Origin of the sequence: Phenylobacterium haematophilum (genome assembly GCF_014196295.1) — a bacterium.
Lineage (GTDB): Bacteria > Pseudomonadota > Alphaproteobacteria > Caulobacterales > Caulobacteraceae > Phenylobacterium > Phenylobacterium haematophilum.
Genome location: NZ_JACIDK010000014.1, coordinates 1 through 18368 on the forward strand (window position 1 = coordinate 1; position 18368 = coordinate 18368).

Genomic DNA, 18368 nt, shown 5'->3' on the forward strand with positions numbered 1-18368 from the left:
GTCGCCCGGTGCTCGACGAACATGTCGAACTCCTCGAACGAGCCTTCGTCCAGCAGCAGGTCCAGCCGCTCGCGCGCCGTCAGCTTGCCCTTGCCATGCTGGCTCGCAATCCGACGCTCGCCCCCGCCAAGACGCGCCTCGCCCCGCCGCTTCTCAAGCTCTTCAAGGATGTGCTTCACGCATCGGCCTCCCACGCCAAGCTTCAAGGCGTAGTCGGACGATCCGGCGCTGGCAACCGCGCAGGGCGCTCTATGCGAGAGCCTTGAACCAGCTCTCGAGCATGCGCGCTTCCTCCAGCAGGCGCGCCGTCCGCTCGGCCGCCTCCTCGTCCACGCCCCATTTTTCTTCCTGGTAGGCCTCGTCGATACGCGACAATGTCCAGGCCTCCTCGCCGGTCAGCCAGCCGCGCTGCAGCGACAGCGCCAGCACCGCCGATCCGAAAAGCGGCGTGCCGAAGGCCACGCCGGTCAGGGCGAAATCGCCGAGTTCGAGGGCGAGCGCCTTGACGCTGGCCAGCGTCTCTTCCGGCTGCTCAGTGTGGACAATGCCGGTCGCGCGGCGGAACACCAGCGCCAGTTCGTGCTCGGCCCGGCGCAGCACCGGCTCCCAGCCGGCGACCTGACGGTCATAGAGGCTGTTGCCGCTTTCGGAAAAATAGCAGAGCAGGTCCGAGGCTGCGTATTGCGCAATCTGGCTGGCCGTGGCGTCGCGGGCCTGCGGGATCGCCTCAGTGGCGGTGAAGGCCAAGCGGGTGATGTGCATCGAGGCAATTTCGATGTGCTTGCCTTGCGCGTCCCACTCTGCGGCGACCATTGCGGCCAGCGCGTGGGTCGGCACAGAGAGCTTTCCGCCCTTGGGCGAGCGGACGTTGCGGCCGTCGAGCTTGACCGAATAGGCGTCGTCCTCGGCGACGACAGCCACGTCCTTGTAGAAGCGCTTGGGTTTTTCGCCCGGCTCAATGAAGCCCTTCTGCACGCGTATCTCCTTAGTTCACGCGTGCAATGACGCCCCGGCAGCGATTGCGCAAGCTGGGGCGGGTCGGCGATCCTCGTGACATGAGCGATACCGTCCTGAGCCCGCGCGACCTCAACCGCATCCTGCTGGACCGGCAGCTCCTGCTGGAACGCCACGCGCTCGACCCGGTGGCGGCGCTGGAGCGGCTGTTCGCCATGCAGGCCCAACTGCCCCGCGCCCCGTTCCTGGGCCTCTGGGCGCGGTTGGCGGGCTTCCAACGGCAGGCCCTGCTGGACGCGATCCACGAGCGCCGCGTCGTCCGCTCGACGCTGATGCGCGGCACCCTGCACCTGGCCAGCGCCAATGACGTCCTGGCTTTCCGCACCACGGTCATGCCGCCGCGAGAGACGACCTTGCCCTGGGGGGTGAAACCCAAGCCCGAACTGCTCGAACAGGTGCTCGCAATCGGCCGGGACCACTTCGCACCAGGGCCAAGGGACTTCGAGAGCGTGCGCCAGGCGTTGGAAGCGCAGGGCTTGGAGCCCGTGCGCCCCCTCGCCTACGCCGCGCGGATGTTCCTGCCGCTGGTGCAGGCTTCTTCCGACGCCCGGTTCGGCCACGAGCCCGGCGGAGACTTCACGCTGGCGAGGACCTGGCTGGGCCGTGACGAATACGCAGAGCCGCAGCCCCAAGCGCTGGCGCGCCGGTATCTGGCCGCCCACGGCCCGTCCCTGCCCGCCGACTTCTCGGCTTGGTCGGGTCTCAGAGCGGCGGCCGCCACCTTCGACGCGCTGGGCGAAGAACTCGTGACCTTCAAGGACGAGCGCGGCCGCAGGCTTTATGACCTACGGGACGCCGCACGCCCGTCAGGCGATACTCCTGCGCCAGTCCGGTTGCTGGCCGATTTCGACGGCGCGGTGCTGTGCCGCGCCGATCGCACCGGGATCATCCGACCCAAGCACGCGCCTCTGCTGGCCAGCAAGAACGGGCTGATCCCGGCCATGGTCCTGGTCGACGGGGTCGTCGCCGGGACCTGGCGGATCGAAGCCAAGAAGAAGTCCGTCGCCGTCAGCGTCCGCCTGTTCCGCCATGTCCCGGCCAAGGACCGCAAGGCGGTCGAGGCAGAAGCCTTGTCCGCCGCCGCCTTCCTGGCCCCGGACGCCAAGCCGGAGGTCGCCTTCGAGACCTAGTGCCGGCGTTTGCGGGCCTTGAAGGGCTCGGGATCAGCCTCGTGCTCGTCGAAGCCGAAGCGGTTGAAGCCTTCCTTCAGCTCCTTGCTGATCGGGGCCTCGAGGATCAGCGTCCCCCGCGAAGGGTGCGGCAGGGTCAGCCTCCGCGCGTGCAACTGCAGCTTCAGATTTCCCGAGAGCTCGGCCGACGCGTCGGTCTTGTACTTGGGATCGCCCAGGATCGGGTGCCCCATGGCCAGCATGTGCGCGCGCAGCTGGTGTGTGCGCCCGGTGTGCGGTCGCAGCGCCATCCAGGCCACGCGGTGCGCCGCGCGGCTAATGGTGACGAACTCGGTCTCAGCCGGGTCGGCGTTAGGGTCCTTCGGGTCCGCTGGCACGACCATCTCGCGGTCGCCGACGCCCTTCTTGACCAGGTGCAGCTCCATCACGCCTTCGGAAGGCTTGGGGTTGCCCAGCACCAGCGCCCAGTAGGTCTTTTCGGCGCGGCGGCGCGCAAAGGCGCCCGATAGCTTGGCCGCTGCGCCCGGCGTCTTGCCGAGCACTAGGACGCCGGAGGTGTCGCGGTCCAGCCGGTGGACCAAGCGCGGGCGATCCAGCCCCTCGCCCCAGGCGCTGAGCAGGCGATCGACGTGCTTGGTGGTCTTGGTGCCGCCCTGGACCGCCAGGCCCGACGGCTTGTTGATCACCAGCACCTCCTCGTCCTCGTAGATCACCAGCGACTTGGCGTAGGCGATGTCGCGCGGGTCGAGGCCGGGTTTGTCCCCGGGCCTGGGCGCGTCGGGCAGCGGCGGGACGCGGATCATCTCGCCGGCGGCCAGCCGTTGCTCCGGCTTGGCGCGGGCGCCGTCGACGCGGATCTGTCCGGAACGGGCAAGTTTCTGGATCTGGATCTGCGAAACATGCGGCCAGCGGCGGCGGAACCAGCGGTCCAGGCGCACGCCATCCTCGCCGGGGTCGACGGCGATGTTGCGGACTTCCCTCATGCGAACACCTTCCGCGCAAGCAACAGTCCCAGGAACAGCGCCGATATCGACAGCAGCACAGAGGCGCTCGTGTAGGCGAAGGCTTGGCCATAGGCGCGCCGCTGGACCATCAGCGCCGTCTCCAGAGAGAACGCCGAGAAGGTCGTGAACCCGCCGAGCACGCCCACGCCTAGCAGCACCCGCAGCCGCTCCTGGTCGGCGCCGCCGCGATGGGCCAGATAGCCGGCCAGCACGCCCATCAGCAGCCCGCCGGACACATTGGCGATGAACGTCCCAAACGGCCAGGCAGAGCCCCATATCCGAAGCGCCTGGACGCCGAGGGCGTATCGCGTCACGGCGCCGGCCGCTCCGCCCGCAGCCACAAGTAACACCTTTTCCATGCGCCCTTATGCGATGCGCCGCCCCTGCCGCGCAAACGGTCGGTTAATCTAGCCCCGTCACGCCGGGTTAAGCTCACGCCGGCATGGTCCCAGCGCGATTGGCTTTCTGGATGACGGGCGTGGCGGGCGAGAGCGGAGTGGCGGCGACGGTGGGACCTTCCGAAGGCCTGCCGCCCTGGACCTTCGCCACCAGCGAGCGCCGGATCCTGGCCCTCGACTATTCGATCGAGGAATTGGTCAGCCTGCGCCATGCGGCCACCGCCGCGCTGCGCATCCGCCCAGTCGTGCGTCATGTGAAGACCGGGGTGATCATTCCGACCTGGGCCTATAGCCGCCTGACCGACAGCGACGTCGAGGCCATCGACGGTGCGACGCTCGACTTCGCCAGCCGACTGCGGCCTTCGGCGACCGAAGCCCAGCTTCCTCTGATCCTTCCCCAATCATTCCGCACGCTGGCGGGGCGCCGCGGACGGGCCAATCTGGTTCAGGCCACCCACGGGTCGACCGACACGCTGAAGGCGCGGATCATCGTCGAGATCACCGAGATCGGGCGCGGCACGCCGCCCGGACGGCTGAACGAAGTCGCCAGCCTGCTCGGCGCGATGTGCAAAGGCGTGTTCGGCCGCCTGCAGCCGGGCCGCGACGCCGCCGCGCCGTTCAAGGACGTGCGGCTTCAGGCTCTCGCGCTCGACGCCGGCGACATCGTCGGGACCGACAGCGACGTCGCCGCGGCGCTGCTGGAGGTCGGCGAACAGGTCCAGGGCCTCTCGCCGCTGCTGATCGCCCAGGGACTGCCGGCGGACGGGTTTTCCGATGTGGCCGAGGTTGCGGGCTTCACCCACGTGGCGATCCGTACTCAGGACGTGCTCGTCGCCCGGGCCTAGATGCGGCTGCGGATGGTGGCTTGCACGTCGGCCGCGTCGTAGACCTGACCGGTCGCCGACGGCGGCTTCTGCCCGCGGCCCATAAGAATTTCAATGGTCTGCGTCAGCGCGGGTCCGCCGCCCAGATTGAAGCTTGTGCCGACGCCGACGCCCACGCCGCTGCTGTATCCGCCACTGCCGCCGCCCGCGCCCACCGACACCCGCGGGCCGCTGTCATAGCCGCTCTGAGCCACGTAGCGGTCGGTCACACGGAACCACTCGTAGCCATCGGCAAGCGTCAACTCGGCGGCCCGAAGCAGCGCATAGTCGGACACCTGGTCGATCGGCGCGCCCGCTCCGCCGCGGAACGTCACGCGATAACGGCCCGGCTCGATCCTGAACTCGGAGAAGCCGACGGCCCCCGTGCTTCTCGCTGGTCCATAGACTGTTGGGGCGGTGGCGCAGGCGCCCAGCGCGGCGCAGAGCGCGAAGATGGTTGTCAGGCGTCGCATGGCGGTGACCTCACCCAAGCCGCCGTTCGCACGGCTTCCTGGCTAACGGTCAAGCCTCGGCGGCGTTCCCGCCCAGGCCCAGAGCGTCGATCAGCGACTGCATGTCGGCTGGCGTGCCCGCCGTGATCGTCTTCGTCCCCCCCGCGGGATGCGGAAAGCTCAGCGACGCGGCGTGCAGCATCAACCGCGGTACAGGGCGCCCCCCAGCCATCAGCGCGCCGCCATAGCGGGCGTCGCCCGCGATCGGCCGTCCGATCGAGGCCAGGTGCACGCGGATCTGGTGCATCCGGCCGGTCTGCGGGTTCGCCTCGACCAGCGCCGCGCCGGCGCCCTTCGCCAAGGTCCGGTAGCGGGTCATCGCAGTCTCGGCGTCAGGATGGTCTGGCGGGCAGACCCGCATATAAGCCTCGCGGCCAGCTTCCTCGCGGCGCAGGGCGGCCTCGATCACGCCGCCCGAGGGTTCAGGAGCGCCCGGTGTGACGATGGCCCGATAGGTCTTGGCGAAGCGCCGGCCCATCATGTGCTTGCCGAGAAAGCTCGCCGCGGGCTTGGTCTTGGCCGTCAGGATCACCCCGGAGGTGTCGCGGTCGAGCCGATGGATCAGCCGCGGCCGCGCCTTGCCCGGCTTGGCGAAGGCCCAGAGCAGTTCGTCAAGCGTGTTGACCTGCCCGCGCCCGCCCTGGCTGGACAGGCCGGACGGTTTGTTCAGCGCCATGATGTCGGCGTCCTCGTAGATCACCAGGCTGCGGACGAGGGCGATCTCTTCGGGGGTCAGGGCGACGGGCTTGGGCTGGGCCTTGAGCTTCGGCGGCGTGCGCGGCTTCACGAACGGCGGTTCCGCTGCTCGGCCCAGCGCTCCAGGCGTTCCTTGATCCGCGCCTCGACGCCGACATCCTTGGGTTCATAGAAGCGCTGCCGCTCCATTGCCTCAGGGAAGTAGTTCTGGCCTGAGAATCCGCCCTCGACATCGTGGTCGTAGGCGTAGCCATTGCCATAGCCGAGATCCTTCATCAGCTTGGTCGGAGCGTTGCGGATGTGCGCCGGCGGCATCAAAGAGCCGGTCTCCCGCGCCGCCCGCTGCGCGGCCTTGAAAGCCACGTACACCGCGTTGGACTTGGGCGCGGCCGCTAGGTGCACGACCACCTGCGCCAGCGCCAGTTCGCCTTCCGGGCTGCCGAGGAAGTCGTAGGTGTCCTTGGCGGCGTTAGCCAGGACCAGGGCCATGGGATCGGCCTCGCCGATGTCCTCGACGGCCATGCGGATCAGGCGCCTGGCGATGAACAGGGGATCTTCGCCGCCGCCCAGCATTCGCGCCAGCCAATAGAGCGCGGCGTCCGGATCGGAACCGCGCACCGACTTATGCAGGGCCGAGATCAGGTTGTAGTGCTCTTCGCGATCCTTGTCGTAGGCCGGGCTGCGCTTCTGAAGGATTTGACCCAAGTCCTTGATCGACAAGGGCTTCGCCGATCCGATGTTGAATAGGGTCTCAGCCAGGGTCAGCAGGTAGCGGCCGTCGCCGTCGGCCATGGCGACAAGGGCCTGGCGCGCCTCGGGTTCGAGCGGCAACGGCTTCTTCTCATGCGCCTCGGCCTTGTTCAGCAGCGACTCCAGCGCCTCGTCGTCCAGCCGCTTTAGGACGTAGACCTGCGAGCGTGAAAGGAGCGCGCCGTTGAGCTCGAACGAAGGGTTTTCGGTCGTGGCTCCCACCAAGGTGACGATGCCCTCCTCGACGAAGGGCAGGAAGCCATCCTGCTGGGCGCGGTTGAAGCGATGGATCTCGTCGACGAACAACAGGGTCGATTGGCCAGCAGCCCGCCGCATCCGGGCCTGCTCGAACGCCTTCTTCAGATCGGCGACTCCCGAGAACACCGCCGAGATCTGCTGGAACTCGTAGCCAGCCTCCTTGGCCAGCAGCCTGGCGATGGTCGTCTTGCCGGTGCCGGGCGGCCCCCAGAGGATCATGGAAGATAGGCGCTTGGCCTCCGCCATCCGGCCGATCGGTCCCTCCGGGCCCAGCAGATGGTCCTGCCCCACCACCTCGCCCAGCCGCTGCGGACGCAGGCGGTCGGCGAGCGGCGACGGCGCGTGCGGCGTCAGCTCGGCTGCTTCGAAGAGATCGGCCATAACCGCCTTCTACCGCCCTTCGCGGATCGGAGCGAGAGCGGCGCGTTAGGCGCCGCCCTCTCGGTCGTCAGGTCCGGAAGTTGGCCGTGATTTCCTGGCCGTTGCGCTCGATGGTCACCTGCCACTGGCCGCCCCCGCCGCCGAGTACGCCGGTGAGCTCGCGGACGCTGCCGATGTCGCGGCCGTTGACCTTGCGGACCAGATCGCCCGGCCGAAGTCCGGCGTTCATCGCAAAGCCGCGGCTGATGTTCGTCACCAGGACGCCCCTGCCGGCGAACGGATCGATCCCCAGTTGGTCGGCCACCGCCGGCGACAGATTCACGACCGTCGCCCCATCGAACGGATTGCGTCCAGAAATCACCTGCTCGTCCTTGGCCGGGGTCGCGGGCGGCGCCTCGGCGCGGAGGGTCAGGGTCTGCTCTCCGCCGCCACGGCGCACGCCCAGGCGGACGCTGTCGCCCGGCCGCCGCGAAGAGATCGCATAGGACACCGCCGCCGCGTCGACCGCCGGGCGGCCGTCGACGGAAACGATGACGTCGCCCTGACGCAAGCCTGCGCGCGACGCGGGGCCGTTGGGCCAGATATCGGCCACCAGCGCGCCCTGTGGGACGCTCATGCCCATGCTGCGGGCCAGCTCGGCGGTGACGGTCTGGGTGCGCGCGCCAAGCCAGGGGCGCACGACGGCCTGGCCGCCGCCGGCGGCGGTTTCGACCACCCGCTTGACGATGGCCGCTGGCACCGCGAACCCGACGCCCGACGACGTCCCCGAGCGTGAGAGGATGAAGCTGTTAACCCCGATCAGGTCGCCGTCCATGTCCACCAAGGCGCCGCCGGAATTGCCCGGATTGATCGCTGCGTCGGTCTGAATATAGGCGTTGGAGGCGTCGCCATTCGGATCGGCGGTGCGATTCAGGGCCGAGATGATGCCGTTGGTCACGGTCTGGCCGACACCGAAGGGGTCGCCGATGGCCAGCACCAGGTCGCCGACCTGGGCCTCGCCGGAATCGTCGATCGCCAGAGTCGGCAGGCGCTCGTTCCCGACATCGATCTTCAGCACCGCCAGATCGGTTCGCGGATCGGCCAACAGCACGCGGGCGGTGTACTCGCGGCGGTCGGCCAGAGCGACGGTGATCTCCTGCCCGCCCTCCACGACGTGGTTGTTCGTCACCACGATACCGTCGGAGCGGACGATGACGCCCGAACCGAGCGAGCCCTGGATCCGCTCCCGGGGCGCGCCCATGCCGAACATCTCCCAGAACGGGTCGGCCCGCTGGCGCACCAGGCGCTTGGACGAGATGTTGACCACGGCCGGCGCCGCCCGCTTTACGACGGGTGCGAAGGACGACTTCATGGTCAGCGCATCGCCCGGCGCGGCCCGCGTCGGCTGGGTCAACGGCGGGATCTGTGCGTTAGATTTGGCTGCAGGGTCGGAACAGGCGGCCAGCAGGGCCAGGGCGGGAATCAGGACGCGATAGGCGCGCATAGAGTCTCCAGGCATCGTCTCGGGCCCGCACTCTCCGGAGTTTTCGGGCGCAATGATGGCGAATATCTAGGCTGCGCCGTCGCGATGCGAAACAGGTCTCAGGCGCCTGCAGCCGCGGCCTTGGGGACTCGCCCCACCCGGAGCGACAACAGCAACGCCCCGATCAGCAGCGCCGAGGCCAGATAGATCGCCAGACCGGGTTGGTGCATCACACCGTCATGGCGGATCGACCAGGCGAACGTCATGCCGAAAATCACCGGCCCGATCACCGAAGCGATGCCCTGCAGCGCCTGGTTCGCCCCCTGCAGCTGTCCCTGCGCCGAGGGCTCCACGCGCCGGGTCATGAGCCCCTGCAGGCCGGGCATCAGGAAGTTCATCAACGCGAAGACCGGCACGCCGAGCATGTAGGCCCAGCCGGTCTGGGCCATGCCGTAGATGCCGAACCCCGCCGCGCCGGCGGCCGCGCCCAGCAGCAACGCGCCACGCTCGCCGATCTTCGCGACGACCGGTCCGACCAGCAGCGTCTGCACAATCACCCCGGCCAAGCCTGTCGCCATCATGGTCAAGCCCATGAACCCAGGCGTCCAGCCATAGCGATAGCCTGTGTAGAGGACGAAGATCGCCGGCAGCACGGTGTGGGCCAGTTGGAACAGGAAGCCGATGGAGGCCAGCCCCAGCAGTTCGTTGTGGGAGCGCAGGAAGCTGAGCGAGCCCACGGGGTTGGCGCGCTTCCAGTCCAACTTGGCGACCCTTTTCTCAGGCGGCAGGGATTCGGGCAGGATGAAGAAGCCGTAGAGCCAGTTCACGGTGGTCAGGGCCGCCGCCACGAAGAACGGCAGGCGCAGGTCGATGTCACCGAGGAAGCCGCCGAGCGCCGGACCGACCAGGAACCCGAAGGAGAAGGCCGAGCCCATCCAGCCATAGGCCTTGGCGCGCTTGTCCGGCGGGGTGACGTCGGCGACGTAGGCGTTGGCGGTCGAGAAGCTGGCCGCGGTCAGGCCGTTAATCACCCGCCCGACGAACAGCCACATCAGGCTGGGGGCCAGGGCCATGAACAGGAAGTCGATCGCCAGGCCGCCGAGCGACACCAACAGGATGGGACGGCGGCCATAACGGTCGGACATCATTCCGAGGATCGGACCGCAGAACAGCTGCATGACGCCCCAGACCGCGCCGAACACCACGTTCCACTCGGAGGCCGCGGCCGTGTCGCCGCCGGTGAACTCCTTGATCAGGTTCGGCAGCACCGGGATCATGATCCCGAACGAGACCGCATTGATGACGGCCGCGGCGAAGATGAAGCGGAAGGCGCCCGCCCAGCGCTTGTCGTCGCCGCTGGGGGCGCTCGGAGCACGCTCGGTCATCATTTCCTCCGCTCGGCCGCTGCGGGCCGTTTCCGTCTTTGAACTACCACGTCCGCCGTCTTAGGCCGACGTCTCGCGATAGGATGTCAGCAGCGTTCGCCACCAGTCGGCCAGGCGCATCAGCAGCACCTTGTCGGGGAAGCCGTGACGAGCAGCGCCCTCCGGCACCTGGTCGAAGCCGCGATGCTCGACACTGACCCGAGTCTCCTCTCCCACTGCTTCGAAGCGCACCTCGACCTCCGTCGAGAGCTCGGGCGGAAAGTTCGCCTGTCGCCAGGAGAAGACCAGGCGATGCGGCGGATCCCAGACTCGTATGCGCCCGATCTCGAACACCTTGCCGCTCGCGAGCGTCTCGGTCAGACGGCCGCCCTCCCCTGGCTCGAAGGCCAGGACGCCGGGCGCCCGCGGCGTGGTCTGGAAGAGGCCGTTCGGCCGCCACCAGGCGCCGATCTCGCCGACGAACGCTGCGAAAGCGCGTGAGGGCGCGGCCTTCACCCGCAGAGCGACGTAGACCTTCGAGGTCACGGCGTCTTCTCGACATGAGCCTTGAAAGCGGTCAGTTGCTCGCTCCACAGCCGCTCGCTCTCCTCCAGCCAGCGCAGCAGATGCACCATCGGTTCGGGCCTCAAGGCATAGATGCGGACACGCGCGTCGAACTCCGGATGGCTCTCCTCCACCAGACCGCTCTCACGCAGCGTACGCAGATGACGGCTCATGGTTGGGGCCGACAGGCCGAGCTCGCGCGCGAGTTCCCCGGAGGGGCGCGGCCCACGGGCCAGCAGATCCACGACCCGGCGGCGGGCCGGATCGGCCAGCGCCGCCAAGGTGGTGTCGAGGGCCCCCGCCGCCGTCATCGCCAGCCGGTGATCTTCAGACCGCTGGCCGCCTCGGCTTCCTCACGGCTGACGCTCGCCACGGTCTGGGAAACGGTCCAGATGTGTCCTTCGAGGTCGCGGCAGCGATAGGTGCGGTCGCCATAGAATTGCGTCGTCGGCTCGGCGTCGATCACCGCACCGGCCGCCTTCGCGCGCTCGAAGTGGGCGTCGATGTCTGTGTCGAGCTGGATATGAACCGTCTGGGTGTTCTTGCCACCGACCGACTTGGGGCTTCTGTGATCGGCGCTCCATTCCTGGCCGATCATGACGTAGCTGTCGCCGAACTCCATCTGCGAGTGGGCGACGGCGCCGTCGGCGTCTTCCAGCAGCATGACAAGTTCGAAGCCGAAGGCCTTCTCGAGCCAGGCCAAGGCCGCCTTAGGATCCTGGTAGAACAACGCGGAACGGAAACCTGCGGACATGGCGTCCTCCTCTGGCTGCGTCAGGCTTTGATCTTGTGGCCAGTGGCCTGTTCCATCTGCGCGACCGACAGCTCGTGAACTGTCTGGCCGAACGACCAGGGATGGTCTTCCAGGTCCCGACAGGTGAAGACCCGGTCGCCATAGGGCTGGTCGGCCGGCTCGCGCTCGATCACGGCGCCCGCTCCGCGGGCGCGCCCACAGAGGTCGTCCAGGCCGGCGTCCAGTTGCACGTGAACCGACTGGGTCGATCGCCCGCCCAACGCCGCCGGACTGACGGCGCGCCCGCTCGGCGGCCCCACGACCATGATGTAGCCGTCGTGCAGCAAGAGTTCAGAGTGGATCACCCCGCCCTGCCCGTCCTCGACCACCATGCGGGTCTCGAAGCCGAACGCCTTCTCCAGCCAAGCGATGGCCGCAATCGGGTCGCGATACCAAAGCAGCGGGCCGATCGTCGGCAGCTTCCTGCGCTCGCTCATCGCTTGCCTCCCTCGTTGGCGCGGGGAATTCACTTTCGGAAAGATACAATATTTTCTATTTTCCGCAAATATCTTCACGCGCCGATAGCAAAAAAGCCCCGGGCGTTTCCGCCCGAGGCTCTCGAGATCTGCTGACTGCAGGCTGGTCTTATTCGTCGGCGAAGCCGGCGTCTTGGACCGGACCCGAGTCCTTGCCCTTTTCGGACGGATCGCGATCGACGAACTCGATCACGGCCAGAGGGGCGTTGTCGCCGTAGCGGAAGCCGGCTTTCAGGACGCGGATGTAGCCGCCTTGGCGTTCCTTGTAGCGCGGGCCGAGGACGGCGAAGAGCTTGCCGACCTGCTCGACGTCGCGGACCTGGCTGATCGCCTGGCGACGAGCATGCAGGTCGCCGCGCTTAGCCAGCGTGACCAGCTTTTCGACGACCGGACGCAGTTCCTTGGCCTTCGGCAGGGTCGTGACGATCTGCTCGTGCTTGATCAGGCTCGCCGCCATGTTGGCGAACATCGCGGTGCGGTGGGCGGTCGTACGACCGAGTTTGCGGTGGGCTTTGCCGTGGCGCATTTTATATCTCCTGGGTCGCTTGACCCGCTGGACGCCCCTAGCGGGTCACGTCCTTGCCTAACCAAGTCCCCGCGTGCTCCCAGCGGGGTCAAAACGAAGCGCCGGAGCCCTCTACCGCGATGCGGCTTCCACGGGCCCATGCCGCATAAGCGGCGCGGAGTCAGCGCACAGTCCAAAGAACCGAGGCCCGCTAGGCGGGCCTCGGAGGGTCTTACATCTGATCGTCGAACTTCTTGGCGAGTTCTTCGATGTTTTCCGGCGGCCAGTTCGGCACGTCCATCCCGAGATGCAGGTTCATGCCCGCGAGCACTTCCTTGATCTCGTTCAGCGACTTGCGGCCGAAGTTCGGGGTGCGGAGCATTTCCGCCTCGGTCTTCTGGATCAGGTCGCCGATGTAGACGATGTTGTCGTTCTTCAGGCAGTTGGCCGAACGGACCGAGAGTTCGAGCTCGTCGACCTTCTTCAGCAGCGCCGGGTTGAACGGCAGTTCCGGCTTGCTCTCGCCTTCGACCTTCTTCTTCGGCTCTTCGAAGGTGATGAAGATCTGCAGCTGGTCTTGGAGGATACGGGCGGCGAAGGCCACCGCGTCCACCGGCGAGATCGCGCCGTTGGTTTCCACTTCCATGATCAGCTTGTCGTAGTCGAGGCTCTGGCCCTGGCGGGTCGGCTCGACGCGATAGGCGACGCGCTTGACCGGCGAGAACAGGCTGTCGACGGCGATCAGGCCGATCGGAGCGTCTTCCGGACGATTGCGTTCGGCGGCGACGTAGCCCTTGCCGTTGTTGACCGTGAACTCCATGCGCACGGTGGCGCCGTCGTCCAGCGTGCAGAGCACGTGGTCAGGGTTCAGCACTTCGATGTCCGACGGGACTTCGATCTGGCCAGCGGTCACGACGCCCGGACCGGTGGCCTTCAGCGTCATGCGCTTCGGGCCCTCGGCGTGCATGCGCAGCGCCAGTTGCTTGATGTTCAGGACGATGTCGACAACGTCCTCGCGAACGCCTTCCAGCGACGAGAACTCATGCACGACGCCGTCGATCTGGACGGCGGTCACGGCCGCGCCCTGCAGCGACGACAGAAGCACCCGGCGGAGGCTGTTGCCGAGCGTCACCCCGAAACCGCGCTCGAGCGGCTCGGCCACCAGACGCGCCTTGCGGTTGGCGTCGGTTCCGGCCTCGATCAGCGGCTTCTCGGGACGGATGAGCTCGTTCCAGTTTCTTTCGATCACGTAGAGATGTCCCTCGAAACGCAGGATCGCCGGACACGAAGAACTCGGTCCGGCGCGTGGGGATTGCGGTACTGCGGTACTTAGACCCGCCGGCGCTTGGGCGGCCGGCAGCCGTTGTGCGGAATGGGGGTCACGTCGCGGATGGTGGTGATCGTCATGCCGACCGACTGAAGCGCCCGCAGCGCCGACTCACGCCCGGAACCCGGACCCGAGACGTTCACTTCGAGAGTCTTCACGCCATGCTCGGCAGCCTTCCGGCCGGCGTCCTCGGCAGCCATCTGGGCGGCGTACGGGGTCGACTTCCGGGAGCCCTTGAAGCCCATCATGCCGGCCGACGACCAGGAGATGGTGTTCCCCTGCGCGTCCGTGATGGTGATCATGGTGTTGTTGAACGAGGCGTTCACATGCGCCACGCCCGAGGTGATGTTCTTGCGTTCGCGGCGTTTGACGCGCGCCGGTTCCTTGGCCATCGCTAAGCTCTCTTACTTCTTCTTGCCGGCGATCGGCTTGGCCGGACCCTTGCGGGTGCGGGCGTTGGTGTGGGTGCGCTGACCGCGGACCGGCAGGCCCTTGCGGTGACGCAGGCCGCGATAGCAGGCCAGGTCCATCAGACGCTTGATGTTGACCGCCGTCTCGCGACGCAGGTCGCCCTCAACGAGGTAATCGCGATCGATCGCTTCGCGGATCTGCAGCACCTCGGCGTCGGACAGCTGATTGACGCGGCGAGCGTCCTCAATGCCAACCTTCTGGACGATCTCCTTGGCTTTCGCCTGGCCGATCCCATGGATGTACTGCAGCGCGATGACGACGCGCTTGTTAGTCGGAATGTTGACGCCAGCGATACGGGCCACGCGTTGAATCTCCTAGTCACGCAGAGAAGCGCGAACGGCGCCCCGGCCCAGAATCCCATACAGGAAGGCCGGCACGTCCTTCGCGCCCTTTCGCGGAAGCGCACCGTTATAGGGAACGTTGCGTTTCCGTCAATGGAGCAATCGCAGGAATCTGAGCTTTTCAGACTTCCGCAATCGCTGGGCGGGTTAGTCGCCGAAAGTCAGGCCTTGAGGGCCTGGTCGATTCCGGCGGCGACGTCCTCGATCGAACCCATGCCGTCCAACTCGACCAGCTTTTCCTGGTCTTGGTAGTACGGCAGCAAGGGCGCGGTCTGGTCGTTGTAAGCCGAGAGCCGCACCTTGAAGCTCTCGGGGTTGTCGTCAGGACGGCCCGACTCGGCGAAGCGGCCGGCAACCCGGTTGAGGAGTTGCTCGTCGTCCACCTTCAGGCGCAGCACTAGATCGATTCGCGAGCCGCGCTTGGCCAGCATCTCGTCCAGCGCCTTGGCCTGAGCCAGAGTCCGCGGAAAGCCGTCGAAAATCGCCCCGCCGGCCGCCTCGGCCTCCGGCAGACGCTCCTCGATCAGCGCGATCACGATCTCATCGGTGACCAGCTCGCCGCGCTGCATGACGCCTTCGACCCGCTTCCCGAGCTCGGAGCCCGAAGCGATCGCAGCGCGCAGCATGTCCCCCGTGGAGAGCTGGACCATCTTGCGGGATTCAACCAGGCGCTTGGCCTGCGTTCCCTTGCCCGCCGCTGGCGGACCGAACAGGATCAAATTCATCTTTTAAATGTCCCCTCCCCGGCCGCCCCTTTCGGCCGGACCAATCCCTAGCGCCCGCCGCGTCCGCCGCGGAGCTTGGATTTCTTGATCAAGCCTTCGTACTGGTGGGCCAGCAGGTGCGACTGGATCTGCGTCACCGTATCCATGGTCACGCTCACCACGATCAGGATCGAGGTTCCGCCCAGATAGAACGGCGCCTTGAAATATCCGATCAGCGCTTCCGGCATCAGACAGACCAGCGTGATGTACGCCGCGCCGATAACAGTCAGGCGGGTCAGCACGTAGTCGAGATACTCGGCCGTCCGCTTGCCCGGACGGATGCCCGGCAGGAAGCCGCCGTACTTGCGCAGGTTCTCGGCCGTGTCGTCGGGATTGAAGACGACCGACGTGTAGAAGAAGCAGAAGAAGATGATCAGCAGCGCGTAGAGCACCATGAACGCCGGGCGCCCGTGCTGCAGTTGGCCCACCATGCCGGGCAGCCATTGCGCCCATGCGGGCAGGTCCGCGGTGGCCAGGAAGCCCATCGCGGTCGTCGGCAGCAGCAGCAGCGACGAGGCGAAGATAGGCGGGATGACGCCGGCGGTGTTGATCTTCAGCGGCAGGAAAGACGTGTCGCCGCCGAACATACGATTGCCTTGCTGGCGCTTGGGATACTGCACCAGCAGACGGCGCTGCGAGCGCTCCATGAAGACGATGGCGAACACGACGGCGATGGCCAGCGCGATGATCGCGAACATTGCGAACGGCGACAGCGATCCGGTCCGCGTCATCGTGAACATCTGCCAGATGCCCTGCGGCAGCACCGCGACGATGCCGGCGAAGATGATCAGCGACACGCCGTTGCCGACGCCGCGGCTGGTGATCTGTTCGCCCAGCCACATCAGGAACAGGGTCCCGCCGGTCAGGGTGACGACCGTCGAGGCCAGGAAGAACAGGCCGGGGTTCAGAACCAGGCCAGGACTGTTCTGCAGCCCAGTGGCGATGGCGAAGGATTGGAACAGCGCCAGCACGACCGTCAGGTAGCGAGTGTACTGGTTGAGCGTCTTGCGCCCCGCCTCCCCGCCTTCCTTCCGCAGCTTCTCCCACGGCGGATAAACCGTGCCGAGCAGCTGAACGATGATCGAGGCCGAGATGTAAGGCATCACGTTCAGCGAGAAGATCGCCATCCGCTGGACGGCGCCCCCCGAGAACATGTTGAACATGCCCAAGATGCCCTGCGCTTGGCCCTGGAAGGCCTGGGCGAACGCGGCCGGGTCGATCCCCGGAATCGGGATGTAGGTCCCGAGGCGATAGACGATCAGCGCACCCAGCGTGAACAGGATGCGTTTGTGCAGCTCCGTCGCCTTTTGGAAGGCGCCGAAGTTCATGTTTGCTGCGAGCTGTTCGGCGGCCGAAGCCATTTAGAACCCCAGACTAAAGGACCGGACGTACATAGGGCGTCCATCCTGCGCTGTCATCCGGCCGCCTTGCCTCACCCTCCCCCGAACATGCGGAAGCGGGCCAGGGGCGCCGGATGGTCAGCGTGGGTCCCCGCGCTAAACGCGCGGAGAGCGGCTTACTCGGCGGCTTCGGCGACGACGGGGGCGGTCGTGGTGACCTTGCCGCCAGCCTTCTCGACAGCGGCCTTGGCCGAGGCCGAGGCCGAATAGACGGTGATTTCGATCTTCGACTTCAGCTCGCCCTTGCCGAGCAGTTTCACGCCGTCCTTTTCACGGCGCAGCACGCCGGCGGCGACGAGGGCGGCGCCGTCGATGGCCTTCTCGGCGTCGAGCTTGCCGGCGGCGATCGCCTGCTCCAGGCGCCACAGGTTCACTTCGGCGAATTCCTTGGCGAACGGGTTGTTGAAGCCGCGCTTCGGCATCCGCATGTGCAGCGGCATCTGGCCGCCTTCGAAGCCGTTGATCGACACGCCGGTGCGGGACTTCTGGCCCTTCACGCCACGGCCGCCGGTCTTGCCCTTGCCCGAACCCGGGCCGCGACCGACGCGCATGCGGTTCTTGGTGGAGCCTTCGGCCGGCGAAAGTTCGTTGAGCTTGGTCATGTGACGCCTCTCCTTGGAGATCTGTCGCCCGGGATCTGTCCCGGACTCGGCTGAAAAAAGAACGTGGCCGCCGAAACGGCCGAAGAGGCGACGCTTTTGGCGCCGCCTCTCCTAAACGTCCAGTCGAAAGGCGCTTAGCCTTCGATCACTTCCACCATGTGATGGACCTTGGCGATCATCCCGCGCACGGACGGGGTGTCTTCCAGGACCGACACGCGGCCGATGCGGTTCAGGCCCAGACCGATGAGGGTCGCGCGCTGATCGCTCTTGCGGCGGATGGGGCTCGCCGTCTGACGAACGGTCACCTTAGCCATGGATTACTCTCCGTCAGCGGCGGCGACCGCAGCGCTGTCGGCCTTGCGGCCCAGCACGTCGGCGACCTTCTTGCCGCGCTTGGCGGCGACCTGGCGGGGCGAAGACTGAGCCTTCAGCGCCTCGAAGGTCGCGCGCACCATGTTGTAGGGGTTCGACGAGCCGACCGACTTGCCGACGACGTCCTGGACGCCGAGGGTTTCAAGCACCGCACGCATAGGACCGCCGGCGATGACGCCGGTGCCCGGAGGCGCCGAGCGGACCATGACCTTGCCGGCGCCCCAACGGCCAGCGCCGTCGTGGTGCAGGGTGCGGCTCTCGCGGAGCGGCACGCGGATCATCGACTTCTTGGCTTCCTCGGTGGCCTTGCGGATGGCTTCCGGCACTTCACGCGCCTTGCCATGACCGTAGCCGACGCGGCCCTTCTGATCGCCGACCACCATCAGGGCGGCGAACGAGAAGCGACGGCCGCCCTTCACGGTGGCGGCGACGCGGTTGATGTGCACCAGCTTCTCGACGATGTCGGACTCAGCGCGCTCTTCCGCTTGATTGCCGCGGTTGCGGTCACGACGGCCTTGGCCGTCACCACCACGTTGTTCGTTTCCACGAGCCATCAGCGTACCCCTAGAAGTTCAGGCCGGCTTCGCGCGCGGCGTCGGCCAGGGCTTTCACCCGGCCGTGGTAGATGTAACCGCCACGATCGAAGACGACGTCCTTGACGCCCTTTTCCATGGCGCGCTGCGCCACGAGCGCGCCCACACGGGCGGCGGCGTCCTTGTCGGAACCCTTCTGCTTGTCGCCCTCGAGGGTCGAGGCGGCAGCCAGGGTCACGCCGCGCTCATCATCGATGACCTGGGCGTAGATGTTCTTGGACGAGCGGAAGACCGACAGACGCGGCCGACCATTCGCCACCGACCGCAGGCGGATGCGCGTGCGCTCGGCACGACGCTTGGCGGTGTCACGGGGTTTAAGAGCCATGGC

25 protein-coding genes are annotated in these 18368 nt (G+C 67.1%); 2 read left to right on the forward strand and 23 right to left on the reverse strand.

What is annotated here, in order from left to right; translation table 11 throughout:
- Both GGQ61_RS21260 and GGQ61_RS21265 read right to left on the reverse strand, forming a co-directional pair.
- Positions 1 to 179 (reverse strand): carboxyl transferase domain-containing protein (locus GGQ61_RS21260; protein WP_343056265.1); only part of this gene is annotated, 179 nt, incomplete at its 3' end.
- Between the two features lie 70 nt (positions 180 to 249).
- Complete coding sequence (locus GGQ61_RS21265; protein WP_183777074.1) at positions 250 to 975, reverse strand: ATP12 family protein; 726 nt, start codon at positions 973 to 975, stop codon at positions 250 to 252.
- Positions 976 to 1055: 80 nt separating this feature from the next.
- On the opposite strand from GGQ61_RS21265, the gene GGQ61_RS21270 reads away from it, so the two are divergent.
- Positions 1056 to 2144: a winged helix DNA-binding domain-containing protein gene (locus GGQ61_RS21270; protein WP_183777075.1), complete on the forward strand. Its 1089-nt coding sequence runs from the start codon at positions 1056 to 1058 to the stop codon at positions 2142 to 2144.
- Here GGQ61_RS21270 and GGQ61_RS21275 read toward each other — a convergent pair.
- Positions 2141 to 3127 (reverse strand): RluA family pseudouridine synthase, encoded by a 987-nt coding sequence (locus GGQ61_RS21275; RefSeq protein ID WP_183777076.1) that lies wholly within the window; start codon positions 3125 to 3127, stop codon positions 2141 to 2143. The two genes, GGQ61_RS21270 and GGQ61_RS21275, sit on opposite strands and share 4 nt — an antisense overlap.
- Positions 3124 to 3507: a fluoride efflux transporter CrcB gene (gene crcB, locus GGQ61_RS21280; protein ID WP_183777077.1), complete on the reverse strand. Its 384-nt coding sequence runs from the start codon at positions 3505 to 3507 to the stop codon at positions 3124 to 3126. Before crcB ends, GGQ61_RS21275 begins: the two co-directional genes overlap by 4 nt.
- Positions 3508 to 3626: 119 nt before the next feature.
- Between crcB and GGQ61_RS21285 the strand changes: the two genes are divergently transcribed.
- Positions 3627 to 4391, forward strand: a complete 765-nt coding sequence (locus GGQ61_RS21285) for a hypothetical protein (protein WP_221221192.1) — start codon at positions 3627 to 3629, stop codon at positions 4389 to 4391.
- On the opposite strand, the gene GGQ61_RS21290 is transcribed toward GGQ61_RS21285, so the two are convergent.
- The 19 genes from GGQ61_RS21290 to rplR form a co-directional block, all read right to left on the reverse strand.
- A complete protein-coding gene (locus GGQ61_RS21290) occupies positions 4388 to 4900 on the reverse strand; it encodes a CC0125/CC1285 family lipoprotein (RefSeq protein ID WP_246371158.1) in 513 nt (170 codons plus the stop codon). The two genes, GGQ61_RS21285 and GGQ61_RS21290, sit on opposite strands and share 4 nt — an antisense overlap.
- A gap of 31 nt (positions 4901 to 4931) precedes the next feature.
- Positions 4932 to 5708, reverse strand: a complete 777-nt coding sequence (locus tag GGQ61_RS21295) for an RluA family pseudouridine synthase (RefSeq protein WP_343056259.1) — start codon at positions 5706 to 5708, stop codon at positions 4932 to 4934.
- Positions 5705 to 7006: a replication-associated recombination protein A gene (locus tag GGQ61_RS21300; protein WP_183777079.1), complete on the reverse strand. Its 1302-nt coding sequence runs from the start codon at positions 7004 to 7006 to the stop codon at positions 5705 to 5707. The genes GGQ61_RS21295 and GGQ61_RS21300 overlap by 4 nt, the downstream gene beginning before the upstream one ends.
- A 67-nt stretch (positions 7007 to 7073) precedes the next feature.
- Positions 7074 to 8489: a Do family serine endopeptidase gene (locus tag GGQ61_RS21305; RefSeq protein ID WP_183777080.1), complete on the reverse strand. Its 1416-nt coding sequence runs from the start codon at positions 8487 to 8489 to the stop codon at positions 7074 to 7076.
- A gap of 98 nt (positions 8490 to 8587) precedes the next feature.
- Complete coding sequence (locus tag GGQ61_RS21310) at positions 8588 to 9853, reverse strand: TCR/Tet family MFS transporter (protein ID WP_183777081.1); 1266 nt, start codon at positions 9851 to 9853, stop codon at positions 8588 to 8590.
- 60 nt (positions 9854 to 9913) lie between these two features.
- A complete protein-coding gene (locus tag GGQ61_RS21315; protein ID WP_183777082.1) occupies positions 9914 to 10378 on the reverse strand; it encodes an SRPBCC domain-containing protein in 465 nt (154 codons plus the stop codon).
- The gene (locus tag GGQ61_RS21320) at positions 10375 to 10707 is read right to left on the reverse strand and encodes an ArsR/SmtB family transcription factor (protein WP_183777083.1); all 333 of its coding nucleotides are present in this window, start codon (positions 10705 to 10707) and stop codon (positions 10375 to 10377) included. Before GGQ61_RS21320 ends, GGQ61_RS21315 begins: the two co-directional genes overlap by 4 nt.
- Entirely contained in the window at positions 10704 to 11150 is a 447-nt protein-coding gene (locus GGQ61_RS21325) for a VOC family protein (RefSeq protein ID WP_183777084.1), read from the reverse strand. Before GGQ61_RS21325 ends, GGQ61_RS21320 begins: the two co-directional genes overlap by 4 nt.
- A 20-nt stretch (positions 11151 to 11170) precedes the next feature.
- The gene (locus GGQ61_RS21330; RefSeq protein ID WP_183777085.1) at positions 11171 to 11626 is read right to left on the reverse strand and encodes a VOC family protein; all 456 of its coding nucleotides are present in this window, start codon (positions 11624 to 11626) and stop codon (positions 11171 to 11173) included.
- Positions 11627 to 11774: 148 nt separating this feature from the next.
- Entirely contained in the window at positions 11775 to 12191 is a 417-nt protein-coding gene (gene rplQ, locus GGQ61_RS21335) for a 50S ribosomal protein L17 (RefSeq protein ID WP_183777086.1), read from the reverse strand.
- A 211-nt stretch (positions 12192 to 12402) separates the two neighbouring features.
- Positions 12403 to 13419 carry a DNA-directed RNA polymerase subunit alpha gene (locus GGQ61_RS21340; protein WP_183777087.1) on the reverse strand — a complete coding sequence of 339 codons (1017 nt, stop codon included), beginning with the start codon at positions 13417 to 13419 and terminating at the stop codon, positions 12403 to 12405.
- A gap of 80 nt (positions 13420 to 13499) precedes the next feature.
- Positions 13500 to 13889 carry a 30S ribosomal protein S11 gene (rpsK, locus tag GGQ61_RS21345; protein WP_183777088.1) on the reverse strand — a complete coding sequence of 130 codons (390 nt, stop codon included), beginning with the start codon at positions 13887 to 13889 and terminating at the stop codon, positions 13500 to 13502.
- Positions 13890 to 13901: 12 nt separating this feature from the next.
- Positions 13902 to 14270: a 30S ribosomal protein S13 gene (rpsM, locus tag GGQ61_RS21350; RefSeq protein ID WP_056018113.1), complete on the reverse strand. Its 369-nt coding sequence runs from the start codon at positions 14268 to 14270 to the stop codon at positions 13902 to 13904.
- 200 nt (positions 14271 to 14470) lie between these two features.
- A complete protein-coding gene (locus GGQ61_RS21355) occupies positions 14471 to 15034 on the reverse strand; it encodes an adenylate kinase (protein WP_183777089.1) in 564 nt (187 codons plus the stop codon).
- Positions 15035 to 15081: 47 nt separating this feature from the next.
- Positions 15082 to 16434, reverse strand: coding sequence for a preprotein translocase subunit SecY (secY, locus tag GGQ61_RS21360; protein ID WP_183777090.1), 1353 nt, complete (start codon positions 16432 to 16434; stop codon positions 15082 to 15084).
- Positions 16435 to 16589: 155 nt separating this feature from the next.
- Positions 16590 to 17075: a 50S ribosomal protein L15 gene (gene rplO, locus GGQ61_RS21365; RefSeq protein ID WP_183777091.1), complete on the reverse strand. Its 486-nt coding sequence runs from the start codon at positions 17073 to 17075 to the stop codon at positions 16590 to 16592.
- A 134-nt stretch (positions 17076 to 17209) separates the two neighbouring features.
- The gene (rpmD, locus tag GGQ61_RS21370; RefSeq protein WP_183777092.1) at positions 17210 to 17389 is read right to left on the reverse strand and encodes a 50S ribosomal protein L30; all 180 of its coding nucleotides are present in this window, start codon (positions 17387 to 17389) and stop codon (positions 17210 to 17212) included.
- A 3-nt stretch (positions 17390 to 17392) separates the two neighbouring features.
- The gene (rpsE, locus tag GGQ61_RS21375) at positions 17393 to 18001 is read right to left on the reverse strand and encodes a 30S ribosomal protein S5 (RefSeq protein WP_183777093.1); all 609 of its coding nucleotides are present in this window, start codon (positions 17999 to 18001) and stop codon (positions 17393 to 17395) included.
- Positions 18002 to 18011: 10 nt separating this feature from the next.
- Entirely contained in the window at positions 18012 to 18365 is a 354-nt protein-coding gene (rplR, locus tag GGQ61_RS21380; protein WP_183777094.1) for a 50S ribosomal protein L18, read from the reverse strand.
- Positions 18366 to 18368 lie beyond the last annotated feature (3 nt).